The 19,950-nt window shown below is 64.5% G+C and carries 18 protein-coding genes and 1 tRNA gene; 7 read left to right on the plus strand and 12 right to left on the minus strand.

The annotated features are described in order from the left end of the window. Positions 1-6: 6 nt before the first annotated feature. Positions 7-972 carry a threonine ammonia-lyase gene (locus LLW23_RS00580; RefSeq protein WP_228946862.1) on the minus strand — a complete coding sequence of 322 codons (966 nt, stop codon included), beginning with the start codon at positions 970-972 and terminating at the stop codon, positions 7-9. Between the two features lie 164 nt (positions 973-1,136). Between LLW23_RS00580 and LLW23_RS00585 the strand changes: the two genes are divergently transcribed. The 3 genes from LLW23_RS00585 (at position 1,137) to LLW23_RS00595 (ending at position 4,066) form a co-directional block, all read left to right on the plus strand. Further along, entirely contained in the window at positions 1,137-2,369 is a 1,233-nt protein-coding gene (locus tag LLW23_RS00585) for a type III PLP-dependent enzyme (protein WP_228946863.1), read from the plus strand. Between the two features lie 106 nt (positions 2,370-2,475). Then, positions 2,476-3,555, plus strand: a complete 1,080-nt coding sequence (locus LLW23_RS00590) for a 1,9-bis(guanidino)-5-aza-nonane synthase (RefSeq protein ID WP_228946864.1) — start codon at positions 2,476-2,478, stop codon at positions 3,553-3,555. A gap of 82 nt (positions 3,556-3,637) precedes the next feature. Further along, the gene (locus LLW23_RS00595; protein WP_228946865.1) at positions 3,638-4,066 is read left to right on the plus strand and encodes an MAPEG family protein; all 429 of its coding nucleotides are present in this window, start codon (positions 3,638-3,640) and stop codon (positions 4,064-4,066) included. A 29-nt stretch (positions 4,067-4,095) separates the two neighbouring features. Here the strand turns inward: LLW23_RS00595 and LLW23_RS00600 are convergent, their stop codons facing one another. From LLW23_RS00600 to LLW23_RS00635, 8 genes are all read right to left on the minus strand, one after another. Further along, a complete protein-coding gene (locus tag LLW23_RS00600; RefSeq protein WP_228946866.1) occupies positions 4,096-5,232 on the minus strand; it encodes a calcium:proton antiporter in 1,137 nt (378 codons plus the stop codon). Between the two features lie 115 nt (positions 5,233-5,347). Continuing rightward, a complete protein-coding gene (clpX, locus tag LLW23_RS00605) occupies positions 5,348-6,616 on the minus strand; it encodes an ATP-dependent Clp protease ATP-binding subunit ClpX (protein ID WP_228946867.1) in 1,269 nt (422 codons plus the stop codon). 79 nt (positions 6,617-6,695) lie between these two features. After that, positions 6,696-7,385: an ATP-dependent Clp protease proteolytic subunit gene (locus LLW23_RS00610; RefSeq protein ID WP_270049246.1), complete on the minus strand. Its 690-nt coding sequence runs from the start codon at positions 7,383-7,385 to the stop codon at positions 6,696-6,698. 91 nt (positions 7,386-7,476) lie between these two features. Continuing rightward, positions 7,477-8,271, minus strand: a complete 795-nt coding sequence (locus LLW23_RS00615; RefSeq protein ID WP_228946868.1) for a MipA/OmpV family protein — start codon at positions 8,269-8,271, stop codon at positions 7,477-7,479. A 41-nt stretch (positions 8,272-8,312) separates the two neighbouring features. Then, entirely contained in the window at positions 8,313-9,284 is a 972-nt protein-coding gene (locus LLW23_RS00620) for a glycosyltransferase (RefSeq protein WP_228946869.1), read from the minus strand. A 74-nt stretch (positions 9,285-9,358) separates the two neighbouring features. After that, positions 9,359-11,044, minus strand: coding sequence for a trigger factor (tig, locus tag LLW23_RS00625; RefSeq protein ID WP_228946870.1), 1,686 nt, complete (start codon positions 11,042-11,044; stop codon positions 9,359-9,361). 60 nt (positions 11,045-11,104) lie between these two features. Then, a tRNA-Leu gene (locus LLW23_RS00630) sits at positions 11,105-11,189 on the minus strand. Positions 11,190-11,700: 511 nt separating this feature from the next. Further along, the gene (locus tag LLW23_RS00635) at positions 11,701-12,159 is read right to left on the minus strand and encodes a response regulator (protein ID WP_228946871.1); all 459 of its coding nucleotides are present in this window, start codon (positions 12,157-12,159) and stop codon (positions 11,701-11,703) included. Between the two features lie 108 nt (positions 12,160-12,267). Between LLW23_RS00635 and LLW23_RS17640 the strand changes: the two genes are divergently transcribed. Next, positions 12,268-13,596 carry a pseudouridine synthase gene (locus LLW23_RS17640; protein WP_408642001.1) on the plus strand — a complete coding sequence of 443 codons (1,329 nt, stop codon included), beginning with the start codon at positions 12,268-12,270 and terminating at the stop codon, positions 13,594-13,596. Then, a complete protein-coding gene (gene rsmD / locus LLW23_RS00645) occupies positions 13,596-14,141 on the plus strand; it encodes a 16S rRNA (guanine(966)-N(2))-methyltransferase RsmD (protein ID WP_228946872.1) in 546 nt (181 codons plus the stop codon). Before LLW23_RS17640 ends, rsmD begins: the two co-directional genes overlap by 1 nt. 2 nt (positions 14,142-14,143) lie before the next feature. Here the strand turns inward: rsmD and LLW23_RS00650 are convergent, their stop codons facing one another. Next, positions 14,144-15,460 (minus strand): MFS transporter, encoded by a 1,317-nt coding sequence (locus LLW23_RS00650; protein WP_228946873.1) that lies wholly within the window; start codon positions 15,458-15,460, stop codon positions 14,144-14,146. 442 nt (positions 15,461-15,902) lie between these two features. Between LLW23_RS00650 and LLW23_RS00655 the strand changes: the two genes are divergently transcribed. Beyond that, a complete protein-coding gene (locus tag LLW23_RS00655; RefSeq protein WP_228946874.1) occupies positions 15,903-16,784 on the plus strand; it encodes a DUF6454 family protein in 882 nt (293 codons plus the stop codon). A gap of 39 nt (positions 16,785-16,823) precedes the next feature. Here the strand turns inward: LLW23_RS00655 and LLW23_RS00660 are convergent, their stop codons facing one another. Continuing rightward, the gene (locus tag LLW23_RS00660) at positions 16,824-17,090 is read right to left on the minus strand and encodes a hypothetical protein (RefSeq protein WP_228946875.1); all 267 of its coding nucleotides are present in this window, start codon (positions 17,088-17,090) and stop codon (positions 16,824-16,826) included. 49 nt (positions 17,091-17,139) lie between these two features. Continuing rightward, complete coding sequence (locus tag LLW23_RS00665; protein WP_228946876.1) at positions 17,140-17,541, minus strand: GFA family protein; 402 nt, start codon at positions 17,539-17,541, stop codon at positions 17,140-17,142. A gap of 73 nt (positions 17,542-17,614) precedes the next feature. On the opposite strand from LLW23_RS00665, the gene LLW23_RS00670 reads away from it, so the two are divergent. Next, positions 17,615-19,918 carry an ATP-dependent helicase gene (locus LLW23_RS00670; RefSeq protein ID WP_228946877.1) on the plus strand — a complete coding sequence of 768 codons (2,304 nt, stop codon included), beginning with the start codon at positions 17,615-17,617 and terminating at the stop codon, positions 19,916-19,918. Positions 19,919-19,950: the final 32 nt, after the last annotated feature.

The raw sequence follows: 19,950 nt of genomic DNA on the forward strand, positions 1-19,950 counted from the left end.
TGGCTCCTAGCGCGCGGCAAGCGCGCGCGCATAGCCGTCTATGTCCACGTTGCCCCCCGACAGCACCACCAGCATCCCCGCTACAGGCGTGATCTTCCCCGTCAGCACGGCGGCAAGCCCCACCGCCCCGCCCGGCTCGACCACCAACCGCAGCTTCTCCGCTGCCCAACGCTGCGCTGCGGCGATCTCCTGCTCGCCCACGGCGATGCCTGTGGCGTCGCGCCGCGAGAGGATGTCGAACGTCAGCGATGAAACCTGTTTGGTCATCAGCGCGTCGCACGCGGTCGGCGGCGGCGTGTCGCCAACTGGGAGGATCCAGCTCGCCTCAAGGCTTCGACGCATGTCATCCCACCCTTCGGGCTCGACAACGGTGATTGCGGCGTTGGGCAGCGCCAGCACGATCCCCGCCGCCAAGCCACCGCCGCCGCACGGCACCACCACCATCGTCGGCGCGCCGAGCCCCGCCGCCTCCATCTGCGCGCCCGCCTCAATCCCGGCCGACCCCTGCCCCTCGATGATCCACGCATCGTCGAAGCTCGGGACGAGCGTGGCGCCGCGTGCTTCGGCGAGCCGCGCGGCGATCTGTTCGCGCGATTCGGTCGCGCGATCATAGCTGACCACCTCAGCGCCCAGCGCCAGAGTTCCTTCCACCTTTGCGCGCGGCGCATCCGCCGGCATCACGATCGTCGCCGCCATGCCGAGCCGCTTCGCCGCCCAGGCGACCCCCTGCGCATGATTGCCGCTCGAAAAGGCGACCACGCCACGTGCTCGCGCCTCGACGTCCAGCGCGGTCAGCCGATGCCAAGCGCCACGAATCTTGAACGCGCCAACCGGTTGCAGCGACTCAGCCTTAAAGGCGACCGGCACCCCCCTGATTTCCTGAACAAAGATCGGTGTAGGCGGAAGGATCGCGGCGATCTTCGCCGCTGCATCACGCACGCCGGCGCGGGTAGGCTGTCGCACAATTGTCACAAATCGTCCTCGCTGCGAGTATGGATCCACGAAAGCGCTTTACATGCGCGGCTATCAACCCTAATTCGCGCCTCCGCTGCCCCATGGGACTTCCACCGCAAGGCAGTGTTTTTAAACAACAGAAGACCGGGGGGCTTGCCCTTTGGCACTGGAGGTCCCTTGATTTGTACCAGGATCATCGCGCGCTGGGGCTAGCGCCCCTATCGACCGTCGCTCCAACCTTTGTTTCGGGCGCCCTCGACATCGCACAAGCCAAGCCGGTTCAGCCGGTTACTCTTGTTCGTCCGCATGCCGCGGCACGTGCCGCCCGGTTCTTCGTCGAGAAGTTCCCGGGACGCTCAATGTATGCCGTGAAAGCCAATCCCTCGCCGGAGCTGATCCGGATCCTGTGGGATAACGGCATCACCCATTACGACGTCGCCTCGATCGCCGAGGTGCGGCTGGTCGCGCGTACGCTGCCCGACGCCACCTTGTGCTTCATGCACCCGGTGAAGGCCGAGGAAGCGATCGCCGAGGCGTATTTCACGCATGGCGTGCGTACGTTCAGCCTCGATTCGCTCGAAGAGCTCGAGAAGATCATGCTCGCCACGCGTAACGCCGCGGACTTGACGCTGTGCGTCCGGCTGCGCGTGTCGTCCGAGCACTCGAAGCTCAGCCTCGCGTCGAAGTTCGGCGTGGCGCCGCACGAGGCCAAGCCGTTGCTGTTCGCAGCGCGGCAGGCCGCGGACGCGCTTGGCATCTGCTTCCACGTCGGCAGCCAGGCAATGACGCCCGAAGCCTATGCGGATGCGATGGAGCGCGTGCGTGCGGCGATTGTCGACGCAGCAGTGACGGTCGACGTCATCGACGTCGGTGGTGGGTTCCCCTCCTCCTATCCGGGGATGGAGCCGCCGCCACTAGAGCGTTTCTTCGAGACGATCCATCGCGCGTTCGAAAGCCTGCCGATCAGCTACTCCGCTGAGCTGTGGGCCGAGCCGGGTCGTGCGCTGTGCGCCGAATATGCCTCGCTGATCGTGCGCGTGGAGAAGCGCCGCGGCAACGAGCTGTATATAAACGATGGCGCTTACGGTGCGCTGTTCGATGCGGCACACATCGGCTGGCGCTTTCCGGTTAACCTGCTGCGCGAGCCGCAGTCGACGGTGCGCGATCATCCGTTCTCGTTCTACGGCCCGACCTGCGACGATCTCGATCACATGGCAGGTCCGTTCCTGCTGCCGGCAGACGTCGTTGCTGGCGACTATTTCGAGATCGGCATGCTCGGTGCCTATGGCTCGGCGATGCGCACCGCGTTCAATGGCTTCGGGTCGGACGAGACGGTGATCGTCGAAGACGAACCGATGGCGTCGCTCTACGTCGACGTGGAAGACGAAGTCGCGTCGAACGTCGTCAAGCTGTAACGTCGTACCTACATCATTGACGCGGCGGCGCTCGGTCGGGCGCTGCCGCGCCACGGGTTAGCGCGTCCCCCACGAACGACGCGCGCATATTATGCGAGAGCAACCCATGACCGACACCCTCACCAAGACGGCGGCGGCAAACGCCCCGATCAACGATACGCGCAAGGCGGAGCTGCTCTCGAAGCAGGTCAAGCACATCGACATCACGTCGTTCGACGCTCGCCCGATCGTCGACGCGATGAGTGACATGAGCTTCACCAGCCGTGATCTCGGCCGCGCAACCAAGATCTACAATGACATGCTGGCCGACAAGGATTGCACGGTCGTGCTGGTGATCGCTGGCTCGACCTCGGCTGGTGGCTGCATGGACCTATATGCCGAACTCGTCCGCTCGAACATGGTCGATTGCATAGTCGCTACCGGCGCGACGATCGTGGACATGGATTTCTTCGAGGGGCTTGGGCACAAGCACTATCAAGCGCTTGAAATCCCTGATGATGACACGCTGCGTTCGCTCTACATCGATCGCATCTACGATACGTACATCGACGAAGAAGCGCTCCAGAATGTCGATCACACGATCTTCGAGATCGCCGAGTCGCTTGAGCCCAAGGCTTATTCTTCGCGTGCGTTCATTCGTGAGATGGGCAAGTATCTCGTCGAGCATGGCAAGAAGGACAACAGCCTCGTCAAGCTCGCCTATGAGCATGACGTGCCGATCTTCTGCCCGGCGTTCGTCGACAGCTCGGCCGGCTTCGGGCTTGTCAAGCATCAGGTCGATCGTGCCAAGGCGGGCAAGCCGTACCTGCTTCTGGACGCGATCGCAGACTTCCGCGAGCTCACGCAGATCAAGATCGAGGCAGTAACGACGGGCCTGTTGATGATTGGTGGCGGCGTGCCGAAGAACTTTATCCAGGACACGGTCGTCTGCGCCGAGATCCTTGGCCACGACGATGTCGCTGTGCACAAATATGCGGTGCAGATCACCGTGGCCGACGTGCGTGACGGCGCATGCTCGTCCTCGACGCTGCAGGAAGCCGCGAGCTGGGGCAAGGTGAACACCGGGATCGAACAGATGGTGTTCGCGGAAGCCGGCTCGGTGATGCCGCTGCTCGCGAGCGACGCTTACCACCGCGGCCACTGGAAGGACCGCGCCAAGCGCAGCTGGGCGAAGCTGTTCGATTGATCGTTTAACGACATCACCCCGGCGTCTGCCGGGGTGATGTTGTGTCTGGATCGTAGAACCAGGCTGGCTTAGATCTGCCGCGATGAACGACCTTGCCATTCTCCAGCCAGTCATCGTCCTGATCGGCTGGACGTTGGTCATGCTCGGCTGGATGTTCGCAACCCGCCTGCCGGCGCTGAGCAAGGCAGGCATCCGCATGAGTGGTCTTGTCGGCACGAAGGCGTCCGACGCCGATCGATCGCTCCCTGCGCAGGCGCAGTGGAAAGCGCATAACTACAATCATCTGCTCGAACAGCCGACGATCTTCTACGCTGTATGCGGCGTGCTGGCGCTGGCCGATGCCGGTCGTGGCGCTGCGGTGGTGCTGGCCTGGGGCTATGTCATCCTGCGGATCGCGCACAGCCTGGTGCAGGCCACGGTCAACCGGGTCCAGCCGCGCTTCGTGTTGTTCGTCTTGTCGAGCGCCTGCCTGCTCGCGCTGACGGCGATCGCGGCGATCACGGTCTTCTGACTGCCCTATTACCGTCGCAGAGGGTGAGATCACGGCACCACGGTGGTGAACAGATAAGCAGCGAAAATCACCAGATGCACGGCGCCGCCCAGGATCGTCGTGCGACCGGTGCCGAGCGACAATGTGATCGTGAACATCGTCAGCACCAACAGCGTGATGCTCTTAGGCCCAATGCCGAGCGCCAGTGGCAGGTCGAGGATGAGCGACACGATCGCCACCGAGGGAATCGTCAGCCCGATCGTCGCAAGTGCCGATCCCAGTGCGAGATTAAGGCTGGTCTGCAAGCGATTGCGCTTGGCAGCACGGTAGGCTGCAAGGCTCTCGGGTGCGAGCACTAGCGCGGCGATCACCACGCCCACGACGGCCAGCGGCAACCCGGCATCGAGAACCGCGCCCTCAACCGCGGCCGATAGTCCCTTCGCGAGCAGCACGACACCCACCAGCGCCAGGAGGAGGAAGCCAAGCGCCGCAGTCGTTGCCGTAAAGCTCGGCAGATCAGCGTGCGCGTCCTCAGGCAGATCCTCGGACGGCAGGAAGTAATCGCGGTGTCGCACGGTCTGCACGAGCACGAACATCAGGTACAAGAACAGCGAGATGACCGCGACGAACACCAGTTGCGACGGCGAATAGACCGGCCCCGCGGCGCTGGTGACGTAGTTCGGTAGCACCAGCGACAGCACGACGAGTGCGGTGAGCACCGCCAGCGCCGCGCTGACCCCGCTCAACGTGAAGCTCTGCTCGCCATGCCGCAACCCGCCAGCCATCAAGCACAAGCCGACGATGCCGTTGAGAATGATCATGATGGCCGCGAAGACGGTATCGCGCGCTAGCGCCGACGCGTCGCCTGCATCCGACAGCATCAAGCTGACGATGAGCGACACTTCGATCACCGTCACCGCAATGGCGAGCACCAACGTGCCGAACGGTTCGCCGACGCGGTGCGCGATCACCTCTGCGTGATGCACCGCCGCGAGGACGGCGCCGATCAGCACGAAGGCTGCGGCAGCGGTTCCGATCGTCGGTACGGCGTAGAGCGAAACTGCGACCGCTAGGATTGCAAGCAGCGGGAACAGCATCGTCCACCACGGAAGCCCGATGCGGTGTAGCAAAGCCCGCCGGGCCTCGGGCGGCACGGTTGCATCGGCTTTCACTAGCTTGTCCGTCATCGGATCTCCCGGGGTCGATTGACGAATGTCACAACGACGGGATCGATCCCAACGGAAACGAGCGCCGATCGCTCGGCGCCCGCTCATTATTCCGCGCATTCACGAAAAAGCCCGATCAGGCAGCTCCCGCGCCCGCCTTTTTCTTCTCTGCGTATACGCGGATCGGTTCCTTGCGGCCCTCGACCACGTCGCTGTCGATCATGATCTCATCAACGGAATCCATCCCAGGTAGCTCAAACATCGTGTCGAGCAGGATTGCCTCGAGGATCGACCGCAGCCCGCGCGCGCCGGTCTTGCGGTCGATCGCCTTGCGAGCAACCTTTACCAACGCGTCGTCGGTAAAGCCGAGCTTCACCTGCTCCATGTCGAACAGCTTCTGATACTGCTTCACCAGCGCGTTCTTCGGCTCGCTGAGGATCTTCACGAGCGCGGGGATGTCGAGATCCTCAAGTGTCGCGATTACCGGCAAGCGGCCGACGAACTCGGGGATCAGGCCGAACTTGAGCAGATCTTCAGGTTCGGTCTGGCGCAACATCTCACCAGTACGGCGCTCCTCCGGCGCGGCGACATACGCGCCGAAGCCGATCGACTTGCCCTGCAAGCGATCGCCAATGATCTTCTCGAGGCCAGAGAAGGCGCCGCCGCAGATGAACAGGATGTTCGTCGTGTCGACCTGCAGGAATTCCTGCTGCGGATGCTTGCGCCCACCCTGCGGCGGGACGGAGGCCGTGGTGCCCTCCATCAGCTTCAACAGTGCTTGCTGCACGCCCTCGCCCGACACGTCACGCGTAATAGACGGGTTCTCGGCCTTGCGGCTGATCTTATCGATTTCGTCGATGTAAACAATGCCACGCTGCGCGCGCTCGACGTTATAGTCAGACGCCTGGAGCAGCTTAAGGATGATGTTCTCGACGTCCTCGCCGACGTAACCCGCCTCGGTCAGCGTCGTCGCATCGGCCATCGTGAACGGCACATCGAGAATGCGGGCGAGCGTTTGCGCGAGCAGCGTCTTGCCGCAGCCGGTCGGCCCGACGAGCAGGATGTTCGACTTCGCCAGCTCAACATCGGCACCCTTCGCGCCGTGGTTCAAGCGCTTGTAGTGATTGTGCACCGCGACCGACAGGACGCGCTTCGCTTTCTTCTGGCCGATGACGTAATCATCCAGCACGTCGCAGATTTCCTGCGGCGTGGGCACGCCACCATCCTTCTTCGACACCAGCGCGGACTTGGTTTCCTCGCGAATGATGTCGTTGCACAGCTCGACGCACTCATCGCAGATGAACACGGTCGGCCCGGCGATGAGCTTGCGAACTTCGTGCTGCGACTTGCCGCAGAACGAGCAATAAAGTGTGCTCTTCGAGTCACCGCCGCTGAGCTTAGTCATTCAATTCCATCCTTTGCCGGCCGAGCATGGTAACCCGGCCGGTCACGATCCGGCAATGCCGGAAAAAGGCTAACGATTGTCAGGCCGCCGCCGACATATCGTCGGCGGGTGCCGGCCGCTTGTCGAACACCTCGTCGATCAGGCCGAACTCGCGCGCTTCGTCAGCGCTCATGAACTTGTCGCGGTCCATGGCGTTTTCAATCACCTCGATCGGTTTCCCGGTATATTTCGCGTACAGCTCGTTCATCCGGGCACGAATCCGCAAAATCTCGCGCGCCTGAATCTCGATGTCGCTGGCCATGCCTTGCGCACCGCCCGACGGCTGATGGATCATGATCCGCGAATTAGTGAGCGCGACGCGCATCCCGGGATCGCCCGCCGCGAGCAGGAAGCTGCCCATCGAGGCGGCCTGGCCGATGCAGACGGTGCCGACACGCGGCCGGATGTAATGCATCGTATCATGGATCGCCATGCCCGCCGTGACGACCCCGCCCGGCGAGTTGATGTACATGAAGATGTCCTTCTTCGGATTTTCCGATTCGAGGAACAGCAGCTGCGCCGTGATCAGGCTCGCCATGCCGTCCTCGACGCCGCCCGTCACGAAGACGATGCGCTCGCGCAGCAGGCGGCTGAAGATGTCGAACGAGCGCTCGCCGCGATTCGACTGCTCGATCACGATCGGGACAAGGCCAGCCTGCGTCTGCTGCATGCCGACGCCGGCGCGCGCGAGAGCGCCCGTGAAATCGCCGGTCTCGAACGGATTATGCATGGAAACTCTCTCTTATGCCCTGAAGAACGTCTATGTCGCGCGCGCTGGCGGGTAGTTCAAGCCCCGCCGCGGCTGGTCCCGCCAGCCCTGATCAGTCGGGTTGCCGCGAAAAGGTATAGGTGAGCGCGAGGCCGCCGGACCATTGATCACGCGACCCGGCGCGCCGCACGATCGGCGACTCGGCCGCGTCGTCGATCAGTCGATCGTACTTGCCATAGGCCAGGACGCCCCAGCGCGGCGTGATCTGCCTGAGATAGCTGGCATTTGCACCGACAGCATGAACGCCGCCCGATGGCTCGAAGGCAGGCAAGCCAGATGCTGCGACCGAGGCGACCGGCACGCCGAAGTACGCGCGCTGATAGCGTCCGCTCGACGCAGTGACGCGTGGGCCGATCGCAAACAGCCAGTCGTCACGATCGCGCGCGATGTAATCGACACTCGCAACGCCGACCAAGCCGCGGTGGCCTCCGATGCCTTGCCGCACTTCCAGCCGGGCACGCAGCGGCGCGGCGAGACTGTACTGAACGAACGCTCCGGCCTCGACGGTGAAGCCGACGCTGCGCACGCCGGGAACGTCTCGCGTGCGGCGCGCGCCCTCGAAGCCGATCGCCGGCCCGGCCGAAAATCCCTGCGCCCGCAGCAGCGAAAGGCCTGCGCTCTCGTCGGCCGCCTCAAACTCGAACGGGGTGTCGCCGCGTGCAAGCGCAAGGTCGAAGAACGGTCGCACGACATGACCGTCCGCACCCGGATAACGCGGGACGAGCTGCGGACCAACGCCGATGCGAATGCGACGGGGCTCGGGCTGCTCCTGCGCGGCGGCGCCGGTCGACCAGAGTGCGCCGAGCAGCGCAAAAGCCGCAGTCCAACGAATGTTTTGGATAGCCATTTCCGAACCGTAGGGCGGCACACGACCGCTGGCCAGCGATCTCACGCCGCGCCCGGTGCGCGATGGCCTAAATAGGCAAGCCGCCGCACCTCGCGTCGGCCGCGCACCACCGTATCGAGGATCAATCCAGCGAACCCGCACAACGCCGCCAAGATGGTGAGGCCCGTGACCAGAATAGCGGTCGGGAACCGGGGTACCAGTCCGGTTTGCGCGTACGTTATCGCCAGCGGGATCGCGAGGACCACCGCCAGGACGAGAAGCGCCGCGCCGAATGCGCCGAAAAACCAGAGCGGCCGCTCGATTCGGTAAAGCGTGGCGATCGTGCCGAGGATGCGCCAGCCGTCACGATAAGTGCTGAGCTTCGATTCCGAACCTTCCGGCCGGGCGAAGTATGGCGTTTCGATCTCGGCGACTGGCATCTTGAGTTCTAGCGCATGGACGGAAATCTCCGTCTCGATCTCGAATCCGACCGACAGCACAGGGAAGCTCTTCACAAACCGTCGTGAAAACGCGCGATAACCACTTAAGATGTCGCTGAAACTTCGGCCGAACAGCTTCGCAAGCATCCCCGTCAGGAGCGCGTTCCCGAACCGATGCCCACGCCGATACGCCGCCGCTGCCTCGCCAATGCGGCAGCCGACGACCATGTCGAGCTGCTCGTCGAGCATCCGCTGTACCAGTGCGGGCGCGGATGCGGCGTCATAGGTCGCATCGCCGTCCGCCATGACATAGACGTCCGCATCGACATCGGCGAACATCCGCCGCACGACCGCGCCCTTGCCCTGGATCCGTTCGGTGCGGACGATCGCCCCTGCCGCACGCGCCACCTCGACGGTGCGGTCGCCCGAATTGTTGTCGAAAACGTAGATCCGGGCATCCGGCAGCGCAGCGCGAAAGCCCGCGATGGTCTGCGCGATCGCCGCTTCCTCGTTGTAGCACGGCAGCAGGACGGCGATCGTTGGTGCAGGCAAGTCCAAATTCCCTCCGTCACCCCGGCTTGAGCCGGGGTCCATCCATCCGCAAGCTCTTAGCCGAAGGTTCTTGCGGAAGGGTGGATGCCGGGGCCGGCCCGTCGTGACGAAAGAGTTTACGCGTCCGGCTTAGTCGCAGCCTTCTTGGCGCGCGGCTTGGCCGGCGTCGTTTCAGTTGCGGCGTTGTCGTCCTGCGCGACCGGCTTTGCAGCCTTCTTCGCCGCGGGCTTCTTCGCGGGAGCCTCGTCGGTGCTCTCGGCTTCGTCCGCAGTTGCGGTATCGGCCGCAGCCGTCTCGACGATCTTCGGCTTGCGCGACGTTGCCTTCTTCGCGGGCTTTACCTCGGCCTCGTCGGCGCCTGCCTCGACGGCCGCGTCCTCGACGGGAGCATCCTCGGCACCCTGCTCGGCGGCCTTCTGCTTTGGCTTGTGGTTGTCGTGGTCGTGGTGATGCGTGCCGGTCGCGAAACCGTCCTCGCTCTCGATTGCAGCTTCCAGCTCCTCACGCGTCGTCTCGCGCTCGGTAACTTCAGCCTTCTCGAACAGGAAATCGACGACCTTGTCCTCGTACAGCGGCGCACGCAGCTGGGCAGCGGCCATCGGCTCTTGCTGGATATACTGGATAAAGCGCTGCTGCTCTTCGCCGCGGTACTGCTGCGCCGCCTGCGCGATCAGCCGGTTCATTTCCTGCTGCGACACTTCGACGCCATTCGCTTGGCCGATTTCGCTCAGCAGCAGGCCGAGACGGACGCGACGCTCGGCGATCTTGCGATAATCGTCGCGCTCCTTCTCCATTTCCTCCATTGCGGCGGCGGGATCGGGCTCGTGGCTCGCCTCATGCTCGAGCTGGTGCCAGATCTGCTGGAACTCAGCCTCGACCATCGATGGCGGCACTTCGAAATCGTGATCGGCGGCGAGCTGATCGAGTAGCTTGCGCTTCATGTACGTGCGCGTAAGGCCGCCAAGTTCCTGCTCGACCTGCCCGCGGACGAGACCGCGCAGCTGTTCGAGGCTCTCGAGCCCAAGGTTCTTGGCCAGTTCTTCGTCGATCGTCGCTTCGCCGGCGGTCTTCACCGACTTGACGACGAGATCGAAGGTCGCGTCCTTCCCAGCGAGTTCCTTCGCCTGGTAATCCTCCGGGAAGGTCACGGTGATCTGGCGCTCATCGCCAGTCTTCACGCCGACCGTCTGGTCCTCGAAGCCCGGGATCAGCCGACCCGCGCCGAGCTCGACCGCCATGTCGCTCCCAGTGCCGCCCTCGAACGCAACGCCATCCATCGTCTTGCCGACGAAATCGACGGTGACGAGATCGCCCATCTGCGCGGCATAGCCTTCCTCGGCGTCCTCCCAGCGCTTCGACTGGTCGGCGAACTTCTGCAGCTGTTCGTCGATCACCGCGTCGTCAGCGGGGACGGTTAGCTTCTCGAGCTTCAGACCGTCGATCGCGGGTGCGGGCACCTGCGGCAGGATCTCCAGCTCGACCGTGAGCTCGGCGTCCTTACCTGGCTCGTAGCCTTCAGCCAGCGCCACCGACGGCTGCACTGCGGGGCGCAGCTGCTGCTCGGCGATCAGCGACTGAATGCCTTCCTGAATAGACGTGTTGAGTGCGTCCTGCAGCAGCGATGCGCCGTGCATCTTGCGCACGAGGTTCGCCGGCACCTTCCCTGGGCGGAACCCGGGCATCTTCACCTGCGGCGCGACACGCTTCAATTCCGCATCGACGCGACCCTCGATATCCTTGGCGGGAATGGTCAGCGTGTAGGCGCGCTTCAGGCCCTCGTTCAACGTCTCGACAGTCTGCATCTTCGTGCCTTCAACAGAATTTCGTGGATGGTGCCTGTCCGCGAACACGCCGCGGATGACTGGTGCGGGCGAAGGGACTCGAACCCCCACATCTTGCGATACTTGGACCTAAACCAAGCGCGTCTACCAGTTCCGCCACGCCCGCATGAGGCACCGCCGGTCGCGGGCCTCTATACCGCGCGCGGGCACTCGGCAAGCGGCGCGAGCAACCGACCGGCGCGATAGGCGTTTATCCCCCGAGAGGAACATACAAATGGCTACGATTCCCCCGACCGAAGTGCCTGCACAGCCGACCCAGCCGGCGCAGCCAGAGACACCCCCGCCCGAGGTTACGCCCCCCACGCCCGACTTCGACCAGCCGGCACCCAGTATGCCGAGCGAAGACCCCGCGCCCATCCAGCCAAGCGCCTGAGATGTCCGATCCCCGCGGCGGTAACGCACCCCCCGACAATATCGACGCCGATCAGCCCGATACCTCGCCAGACAGTCCGCCGAAGGTGCAAGACGACGTGTCCAAGGCGTAAAATAATGACGTGTTTGATGACAGCGGCGTCAATGAAACCAGCGCAATGGACGGGCCCCATGATGGCACTGGGTTCGTCTCGCCAGACGGTATAGACGACGAATCGATTGAACCCCGCGTCAGCTGAGTTGCTTCATGCGGCGGTCGGCCTGACCCCTGGAGAGGCCACCGCCGCAAATAGCCGAAACCCATTCGGCAACCGTCGCGTTCGCCGACCATCCAACGCTGCTTCAATGGCGGTGATTGCAGCAAGCAGATCGCGCTGCGCATATGGTTTGGAAAGCCATCCTGCCGCATATTCTTCCGCCTGACCGACCAGATTGCCCGTCACGAACATCACTGGAATATCGCGACCGTTGGCGGCGCGTGCGACGTCGATCCCACTGCCGTCGGCAAGCTCCAGATCAACTAGAACGAGGTGGATCTCAACGTCAGTAGCAATCACGGCAAGCGCATCGGCGACCCGATCGACGGTCGCGACGATCTCGTAATTCTGCTCGATCAGCAGATGTTCGGTGTCGAACGCGACGAGCGGCTCATCCTCGACCACGAGGAGCCGAACGATCGTTCGCTTCTTCCGTCCGAATATCATCGCCCACCCCACCGCAATCGTTACGCGCTAGAAATCGATAACGCTGCTCAGGCCCGTCGGTCGCAAATATTTTCGCCGCCACCGCACAACGGATGTATCAGCCACGCCATGCCGAGTTCTTCCCGCGCCGGACCGCCGTCGCCCCCGCCCTTTCCTACCCCGTCGACCGACCCGACCCATCGGATCGCCAAGCTGCTCGCCCGCGCCGGGATCGCGTCGCGTCGCGAGATCGAGCGGATGATCGTTGAGGGGCGCGTGGCGCTCAACAGCGCACCGATCGATACGCCGGCGACGCTGCTTACCTCGCTCGACGGCGTGACCGTCGATGGCGCGCCCGTCGCCGCAGCGGAGGCGGCGCGGCTGTTCCTGTTCCACAAGCCGGCGGGACTGCTGACCACCGAGCGCGATCCGGCGGGGCGCCCGACGATCTACGACCGGTTGCCCAAAGGCCTGCCGCGGCTGATGCCTGTTGGGCGGCTTGATCTCGCCACCGAAGGCCTGTTGCTGATGACCACCGACGGTGGGCTCAAGCGCCAGCTCGAACTGCCCGCGACCGGCGTAGAGCGCGCCTATCGCGCCCGCGCCTATGGCCGGGTAAGCCAGCCGCAGCTCGAGGAGTTGATCGAGGGGGTCGAGATCGAGGGCGTCCGCTATGGATCGATCGACGCGAACATCGAACGTCGCACGGGCACCAATGTCTGGATCGAGATGATCCTGAAGGAAGGCAAGAACCGAGAGGTGCGGCGCGTGCTTGAACATCTCGGGTTGCAGGTAAGCCGATTGATCCGAACACGTTACGGTCCATTCCTGCTCGGCGACCTAAAGCCTGGACAGATCGGCGAAGTGCGGCGACATGACGTCGACAGCTTCCGCGCCGATCCCACGCGGCGCGAACTGCCGCAGCCGGCGAGGCGCCGTGCGATTGAGCCAGTGGCCCCACCGATCGACGCGATCCAGAAGCCGATCGCGGCTCCGAAGCGACCCGACCGCTCGGGACGTCCCGAGCGGATCGAGCCGGCCCAGCGGCCAAACCGTACGGAGCGAACAGAGCGGCCGTCTCGACCCGCTCGTGCGGCGGCGAAGAACGAGCCGCGACGCCGCGCCGATGGCTCGGTCGCGACCCGCGCCAGCACGGGCCGCACCGATCGGTCGCGCACGTTCCGCGAGACCCGCAGCGATGCGGAACCTGCCGCTCGATCCGACCGCACTGCCAAGCCGCGCGCGGCCGCGCCCCGCTCGGACACGCCACGCTCGGCGGCACCGCGCTCCTCGCCGGCCCCCCGTACGGCCGATGCGCGGCCGTCAGGCCCGCGTTCAGCCGGCCCGCGTTCAACCGCGCCGCGTGCCGGCGGGTCTGGCCCTGGAGCCCCGCGACCAACCGGGCCCCGGTCCGGGCCGGGCAAGCCACGGCCCAACCGGCCGAGGAGTGATCGCTGATGCGCGTCATCGCTGGCCAATGGCGCGGCCGCCCGCTCGTCGCCCCCAAGGGTGAGGCGACTCGGCCAACCGCCGACCGCACGCGCGAGGCGCTTTTCTCGATGCTTGCCAGCCGCGTCGGCAGCTTCGACGGACTGGCCGTCGCAGATCTGTTCGCCGGATCCGGCGCGCTCGGAATCGAGGCGCTGTCGCGCGGCGCGGCGACATGTTTGTTCGTCGAACACGATCGCCCCGCGCTCGACGCGTTGCGCGCGAATGTCGCGACGCTTGGCGCCACGGGGGCCGAGGTCCGCGCCGCCAGCGTCCTCGCGCTCGGCCCGGCCCGCGCGCCACTGGACGTGATCCTGATGGACCCGCCTTACGGCACCGGCGCGGGTGCGGTGGCGCTCGACAAGCTGGCGCGACTCGGCTGGGTGTCGCCAGCGACGTGGATCAGCATCGAAACGGCGAAAAACGAGGATATCGAGGTCGACGGTTTCGAGGTGGAAACTGTGCGCGTCCACGGAAAGGCGAAGCTGACGATCCTGCGGCAAGCCGCGCCTTAAGGCTACCGTACCAGCGCAGGCGCCGATGCCTGGGGCCGCACAGCAAGCAGCGCGACGAGGCTCAACGCCGCCGCAGCGCTGCCATAAAGCCCGACCGCGCCTAGCCCGAACTTGCCCGCGAGCGCCTGCGCCACCAGTGGCGTCAGTCCGCCGCCGAGCACACCAGCGACATTGAATGCCATCGATGCGCCCGTGTAGCGCACGCGCGGCGGGAACAGCCCCGGCAGCCACGCGCCAAGCGGGCCGTACACAAAGCCCATCAGCAGCAGCGCCAGCGACAGATAGGCGAACACGAGCGTGAGCGATCCCGACCCGAGCATCGGTGCGAGCAGGAACCCGACCAGCACGACCCCGACGCATCCGCCTGCCAGCACGCGCCGCTCGTCATACCGCCGATCGGCGAGCCACGCCGAGGCATAAATGCCAGCGGCCATGAATAGGATAGCGCCGAGCTGGACGAGCAGCATCGACTGCATCGGATAACCGAGCGTCTTTGTGCCGTAGCCTAGCGTGAAGGCGGTCGCGATATAGTAGAGTGCGAAGCAGGCGATCGCGCCGATCGTGCCGGCCAAAGTCGCGGCCGCATGATGACGCATCAGCTCCGCCAGCGGCACCGCCGGGGGTGGCGCTTCCTCGAGTGAGGCGGCGAATTCGGGGGTTTCGGTGAGCTTCAGCCGGATCCACAGGCCCAAGCCCACCAGCAGCGCGCTGACGAGGAACGGGATGCGCCAGCCCCAGTCACGAAACTGATCGGGCGTCAGCCAAAGCCCAAGCAGCAGGAACAGCCCGTTCGCGGCAATGAACCCCGCCGGCGCGCCCATCTGTGGCGCGCAACCGAACCGCGCGCGCCACCCCGGCGGCGCGTTCTCCACCGCCAGCAGCGCCGCCCCGCCCCACTCTCCGCCGAGCCCGAAGCCCTGGCCGAAGCGCAGCAGGCACAGGATCGCGGGCGCCCACCAGCCCGCGTCGGCATAGGTCGGCAGGAACGCGATCAGCGTCGTCGACACACCCATCGTCAGCAGGCTGGCGACCAACGTCGATTTGCGTCCGATTCGATCGCCGAAATGCCCGAAGAATGCCGCTCCCACCGGCCGCGCGAAGAAGGCGACGGCAAGCGTTGCGAAGCTTGCCATCTGCTGCATCCCAGGTTCAGCGACAGGGAAGAAGATCTGGCCGAACACGAGGCTTGCAGCGGTCGCATAAATATAGAAATCGTAGAATTCGACCGTGGTGCCGACGAAGCTCGCCAGCAGCACGCGACGGTGCGAAGCGGGGTGCGCGGCGGGACTTGAGGCGGCGTGAGAGGCGGTCGCGATCATCCGCTTCCCTTCTTCCCGCGTTGCCGCCGCGTCAACGTTGCCGGGCTGCAACAACATTACCCGTGACCGACATGATGCAGCAACACGGCCCGCCTAGAGCTTAGATGTCGGCGCCGTCCCCCCTGTCTGCGCCGACGATCGGGCGGCTTACCCTGCCCGATGCTCCCTGAACTGCGGGGCGGCTTGCACACGCGGGCCGCCCCGATTTTTCATGGTAGAGCCTAGTTGTCGTCCCACCGGGTGGCGATGATCCTGATGCTTCGACAATATGAAACATGTTCGGTGAATGTCTGCGGTGCAGCTCTACGTGATCATGCCCTGTTCTTAACTGTCACGGATCTGACCTTCTTCGCGCAAATACTAAACAAAACTACAGTCTTGCTGACACAAAACCTTGCCATGCGAGCGCCCGTACCAGCGTTCTTCAAGAAGGACACGGCAGATGATCCGAAAGATCGCGCGGCCACGGCTGACCGCCCTCCTACTGGGTATCGCGAGCCTGTCGGTTGCCGCTTCCCCAGTTCCATTCGCAGGCGCGATTGAGGACGCAGATCTTCGGGGGGTCCTGCCACTCGAGGGTGAACTGTTCCACGTCCAAGGGCTAGAACTCGATCGCGAGCGCATCTGGGTGACATCGGTCGATCGCGCTAATCGCAAGGGCTATCTGCATGAATTCGATCGTACCACCGGCAGGATCATGCGCCGCTTGGACCTTACCGACGGCGTGCGCTATCATCCGGGTGGCATCTCCATGTCCGATCGCTCGATCTGGGTTCCGGTCGCAGAGCTCAAACCGAACAGTTCTGCGATGCTCGTCGAGATCGATGCGGACACGCTCCAGATCCGCCGGAAGATTTCGGTGGCAGACCATCTCGGGTGTATCGCTGCGCTGGGTAGCCAACTCGTGGCGGGCAGTTGGGACAGCAAATTGCTCTACGTCTTCGATGTGAGCGACAAGGTCGCGGTGCGGGTCGTGCCGAATCCGTCCAGGACACGCTATCAGGATATGAAGTTCGTCGATGGTCACCTCGTCGCCGGGGGATCGTTGACGTGGTGGAGCGGCGCCGTCGACTGGATCGAATGGCCATCGATGAAGATCCGGCGAACGTCGCGGACCGGAGCGATCGGTCCGATCAGGCCCTTCGGCCGCGGTGGTCCCTACACCGGGGAGGGCATGGCGATGAAGGGACGCGACCTGTATGTTGTTCCCGAAGACGGTCCGAGCCGCCTCTTCCACTTTAGGCTAAACGACCAAGCTCATAAGCCCATCGACAGCTTCACCCTTGCGTCAGTACCGCCCCCATCAGCGGGACGACCGCATTGAGCGCCTTCATCGGTCGGATCATCACCTTGAAATCGACGATCAGCCCCGCCGCATCCCACCGATGATATCGACGCCGTTCACCGCGATCCCGCCGTCGAGCGTGCATTCGAACTCCAGCACTGCGGATTGCGCCGCACGCCACTCACCGACGTAACGAAAATCTCGCGTGCCAGGCACGTCGGCGGCCGCGATTAGATATTTGATCGTCAGCGCTTTGCCGACTTGCGGCGTGTGGACCGCGGGGGAGCGGAACACGCACTCCGCCGCGATCAATGCGTCGAGCGCCGCTACGCTAGGCGCCGCCATATAGGCATGCCAGCCGGCAATCGAGTCGCCGCTGTTGTAACGGGTTCCATCAATCCATCCCGGGATAGGTGTTGAACTCGGGCAGGTCGGCCATCCCGCCAGTCCACGACAGCCGATCCTTAACCATGATCTGCGCGCCAGGCGGCAGGCTCTCGGGATGATCGAGCGTGCCGGAATGAATGTCGACGATCCCCGGCAGGAACTGGGGACTGCGATAAAACAGCCCCGTGCCGCATTTGCCGCAGAACTCGCGCGTGCCCTGTTCCGACGACTGATAGGTGACCGGCGACCCGCTCACCGTCACCTGATCGTCCTTCCAAGCGATCCAGCCGACCACAGGCGCGCCCGACCACCGGCGGCAATCCTCGCAATGGCACAATGCGTGATGCTCCGGCGGCCCCTCCGCCGACCAACCGATCGCGCCGCAATGACAATGCCCCTTCGTGGTCATCGACTCTCTCCTCACCGTTTCGTATTTGTTCTCATGGATTGCGCCGCCGCGCAACCCTGACTACCTGACCCGAGTGACCGATAGCCAGCTTGCCGATCCGCCGTACTTGAGGGGCCTCAATCCGCCGCAGCGCGAGGCGGTGCTGACGACCGACGGTCCCGTGCTTGTCCTCGCCGGCGCCGGAACCGGCAAGACCGCCGCGCTCACCGCACGGCTCGCGCATCTGCTGTACACCCGCAAGGCGTATCCCAGCGAGATCCTGTCGGTCACCTTCACAAACAAGGCCGCGCGCGAGATGCGCGAACGCGTCGGGCGTTTGGTCGGCGATGCGGTGGAAGGAATGCCGTGGCTCGGCACGTTCCACGCAATCGGCGCCAAGATGCTCCGTCGCCATGCCGAGCTGGTCGGGCTGCAAAGCAACTTCACGATTCTCGATACCGACGATCAGTTGCGCCTGCTCAAGCAGCTGATCGCCGCCGCCGACATCGACGAGAAGCGCTTCCCTGCGCGCAGCCTCGCGGGGCTGATTGATGAGTGGAAGAACAAGGGGCTGATCCCGCGCGAGATCGATGCCGGCGAAAGCGAACGCTACGCCAATGGCCGCGGCGGCGAGTTGTACGAACAATACCAGGCTCGCCTGCGTGCAGTGAACGCATGTGATTTCGGTGACTTGCTGCTTCATGTTCTCACGATCCTGAAGACCGATCGCGACGTGCTGGCGCAGTATCAGCAGCGCTTCCGCTACGTGATGGTCGACGAATATCAGGACACCAATTCGGTCCAGTACCTTTGGCTGCGATTGATCGCGCAGGAGCGGCGCAACTTGTGCTGCGTCGGTGACGACGATCAGTCGATCTATTCGTGGCGCGGCGCGCAGGTCGAGAATATCCTTAAGTTCGAGAAGGATTTCCCCGGCGCCAAGGTGATCCGGCTCGAACAGAATTACCGCTCGACCCCGCACATCCTGGGCGCGGCCGGCGGCGTGATCGCGCAGAACACCGGCCGGCTCGGAAAGACGCTGTGGACCGAGCTCGACGCCGGCGAGAAGGTCCGTGTGATCGGCGTGTGGGATGGGCCCGAGGAGGCCCGCCGCGTCGGCGACGAGATCGAGGCCACCCAGCGCAACGGCAAGAGTCTCGACGACGTCGCAATCCTCGTGCGTGCGCAGCACCAGACGCGCGAGTTCGAGGACCGCTTCATCGCGATCGGCATGCCGTATCGCATCGTCGGCGGTTTCCGCTTCTACGAGCGCCAGGAAATCCGCGACGCGCTCGCGTATCTGCGCGTCGTCAACCAGCCCGCCGACGATCTCGCCTTCGAACGCATCGTCAACACGCCCAAGCGAGGGCTCGGCGACAAGGCGGTTGCCAAGGTTCACCAGCTTGCGCGCGCGGAAGGACTGCCGCTGATGGCCGCCGCCGTGCGCATCCTCGACACCGACGAGCTGACGCCGCAGGCGCGCCGCGCGCTCGGCAACCTCGTCGGTGACATCGCGCGCTGGCGGCAGATGGCGAGCGAGTTGCCACACCCCGAGCTTGCCCGGCAATTGCTCGACGAGAGCGGCTATACTGCCATGTGGCAGGCCGAGAAATCGGTCGAGGCGGCTGGCCGGCTCGAGAACCTCAGCGAACTTGTCCGCGCGATGGAGGAATATGAAAGCCTCGGCGCATTCCTCGAACACGTCAGCCTCGTGATGGACAATGAGGGGACACGCGAGGATCCCAAGGTCACGATCATGACGATCCACGCCGCCAAGGGGCTGGAGTACGACACGGTGTTCCTGGTCGGGTGGGAGGAAGGGTTGTTCCCCTCGCAGCGTGCGCTCGACGAAGGCGGCACGCGCAGCCTCGAGGAAGAACGCCGCCTCGCGTACGTCGCGATCACGCGCGCGCGGCGGCTTGCGGTGATCATCCATGCCGCCAATCGTCGCATCTACGGCCAGTGGACATCGTCGATCCCGTCGCGCTTCGTCGGCGAACTGCCCGCGGCGCATATCGACGCCGAGACGACCATGTCCGGCGGCGAGAGCCTGTGGCGTGCCAATTGGTCCGAGCGCGCCGATCCGTTCGCCGATGTCGCGCGTGGGACCGGGCGTGGGCCTGGCTGGCAACGCGCGGCCGGCACGCTCGATGCGAAGCCGGGCGGCGAATGGCAGTCGCGTACCTTCACGCGCGAGCCAACCCGCATCGTCGAAAGCCGCTCGCCCTCGGTCGGCCTCGGCGCCAAAGGGCGCGATGATCTGTCGGTTGGGATGCGCGTGTTCCACCAGAAGTTCGGCTATGGTGCGATCGAGGAGATCGAGGGCAACAAGCTCGACATCGAGTTCGAAAAGGCCGGCCGCAAGCGCGTGATGGACAGTTTCGTCACGCTGCCGTGACAGCTGGCTTTGCGCCTGATCTCGTCGCCCGT

Origin of the sequence: Sphingomonas radiodurans, assembly GCF_020866845.1 — a bacterium.
Lineage (GTDB): Bacteria > Pseudomonadota > Alphaproteobacteria > Sphingomonadales > Sphingomonadaceae > Sphingomonas > Sphingomonas radiodurans.

Coding starts and splice junctions, on each gene's coding strand:
- LLW23_RS00600 (WP_228946866.1), bottom strand. CDS start 5,232: ATGACGGACAAGCTAGTGAAAGCCGATGCAACCGTGCCGCCCGAGGCC.
- LLW23_RS00650 (WP_228946873.1), bottom strand. CDS start 15,460: ATGATCGCGACCGCCTCTCACGCCGCCTCAAGTCCCGCCGCGCACCCC.
- LLW23_RS00620 (WP_228946869.1), bottom strand. CDS start 9,284: ATGGACCCCGGCTCAAGCCGGGGTGACGGAGGGAATTTGGACTTGCCT.
- LLW23_RS00595 (WP_228946865.1), top strand. CDS start 3,638: ATGAACGACCTTGCCATTCTCCAGCCAGTCATCGTCCTGATCGGCTGG.
- LLW23_RS00610 (WP_270049246.1), bottom strand. CDS start 7,385: ATGCATAATCCGTTCGAGACCGGCGATTTCACGGGCGCTCTCGCGCGC.
- rsmD (WP_228946872.1), top strand. CDS start 13,596: ATGCGCGTCATCGCTGGCCAATGGCGCGGCCGCCCGCTCGTCGCCCCC.
- tig (WP_228946870.1), bottom strand. CDS start 11,044: ATGCAGACTGTCGAGACGTTGAACGAGGGCCTGAAGCGCGCCTACACG.
- LLW23_RS17640 (WP_408642001.1), top strand. CDS start 12,268: ATGCCGAGTTCTTCCCGCGCCGGACCGCCGTCGCCCCCGCCCTTTCCT.
- LLW23_RS00655 (WP_228946874.1), top strand. CDS start 15,903: ATGATCCGAAAGATCGCGCGGCCACGGCTGACCGCCCTCCTACTGGGT.
- LLW23_RS00635 (WP_228946871.1), bottom strand. CDS start 12,159: ATGATATTCGGACGGAAGAAGCGAACGATCGTTCGGCTCCTCGTGGTC.
- LLW23_RS00660 (WP_228946875.1), bottom strand. CDS start 17,090: ATGGCGGCGCCTAGCGTAGCGGCGCTCGACGCATTGATCGCGGCGGAG.
- LLW23_RS00590 (WP_228946864.1), top strand. CDS start 2,476: ATGACCGACACCCTCACCAAGACGGCGGCGGCAAACGCCCCGATCAAC.
- clpX (WP_228946867.1), bottom strand. CDS start 6,616: ATGACTAAGCTCAGCGGCGGTGACTCGAAGAGCACACTTTATTGCTCG.
- LLW23_RS00615 (WP_228946868.1), bottom strand. CDS start 8,271: ATGGCTATCCAAAACATTCGTTGGACTGCGGCTTTTGCGCTGCTCGGC.
- LLW23_RS00665 (WP_228946876.1), bottom strand. CDS start 17,541: ATGACCACGAAGGGGCATTGTCATTGCGGCGCGATCGGTTGGTCGGCG.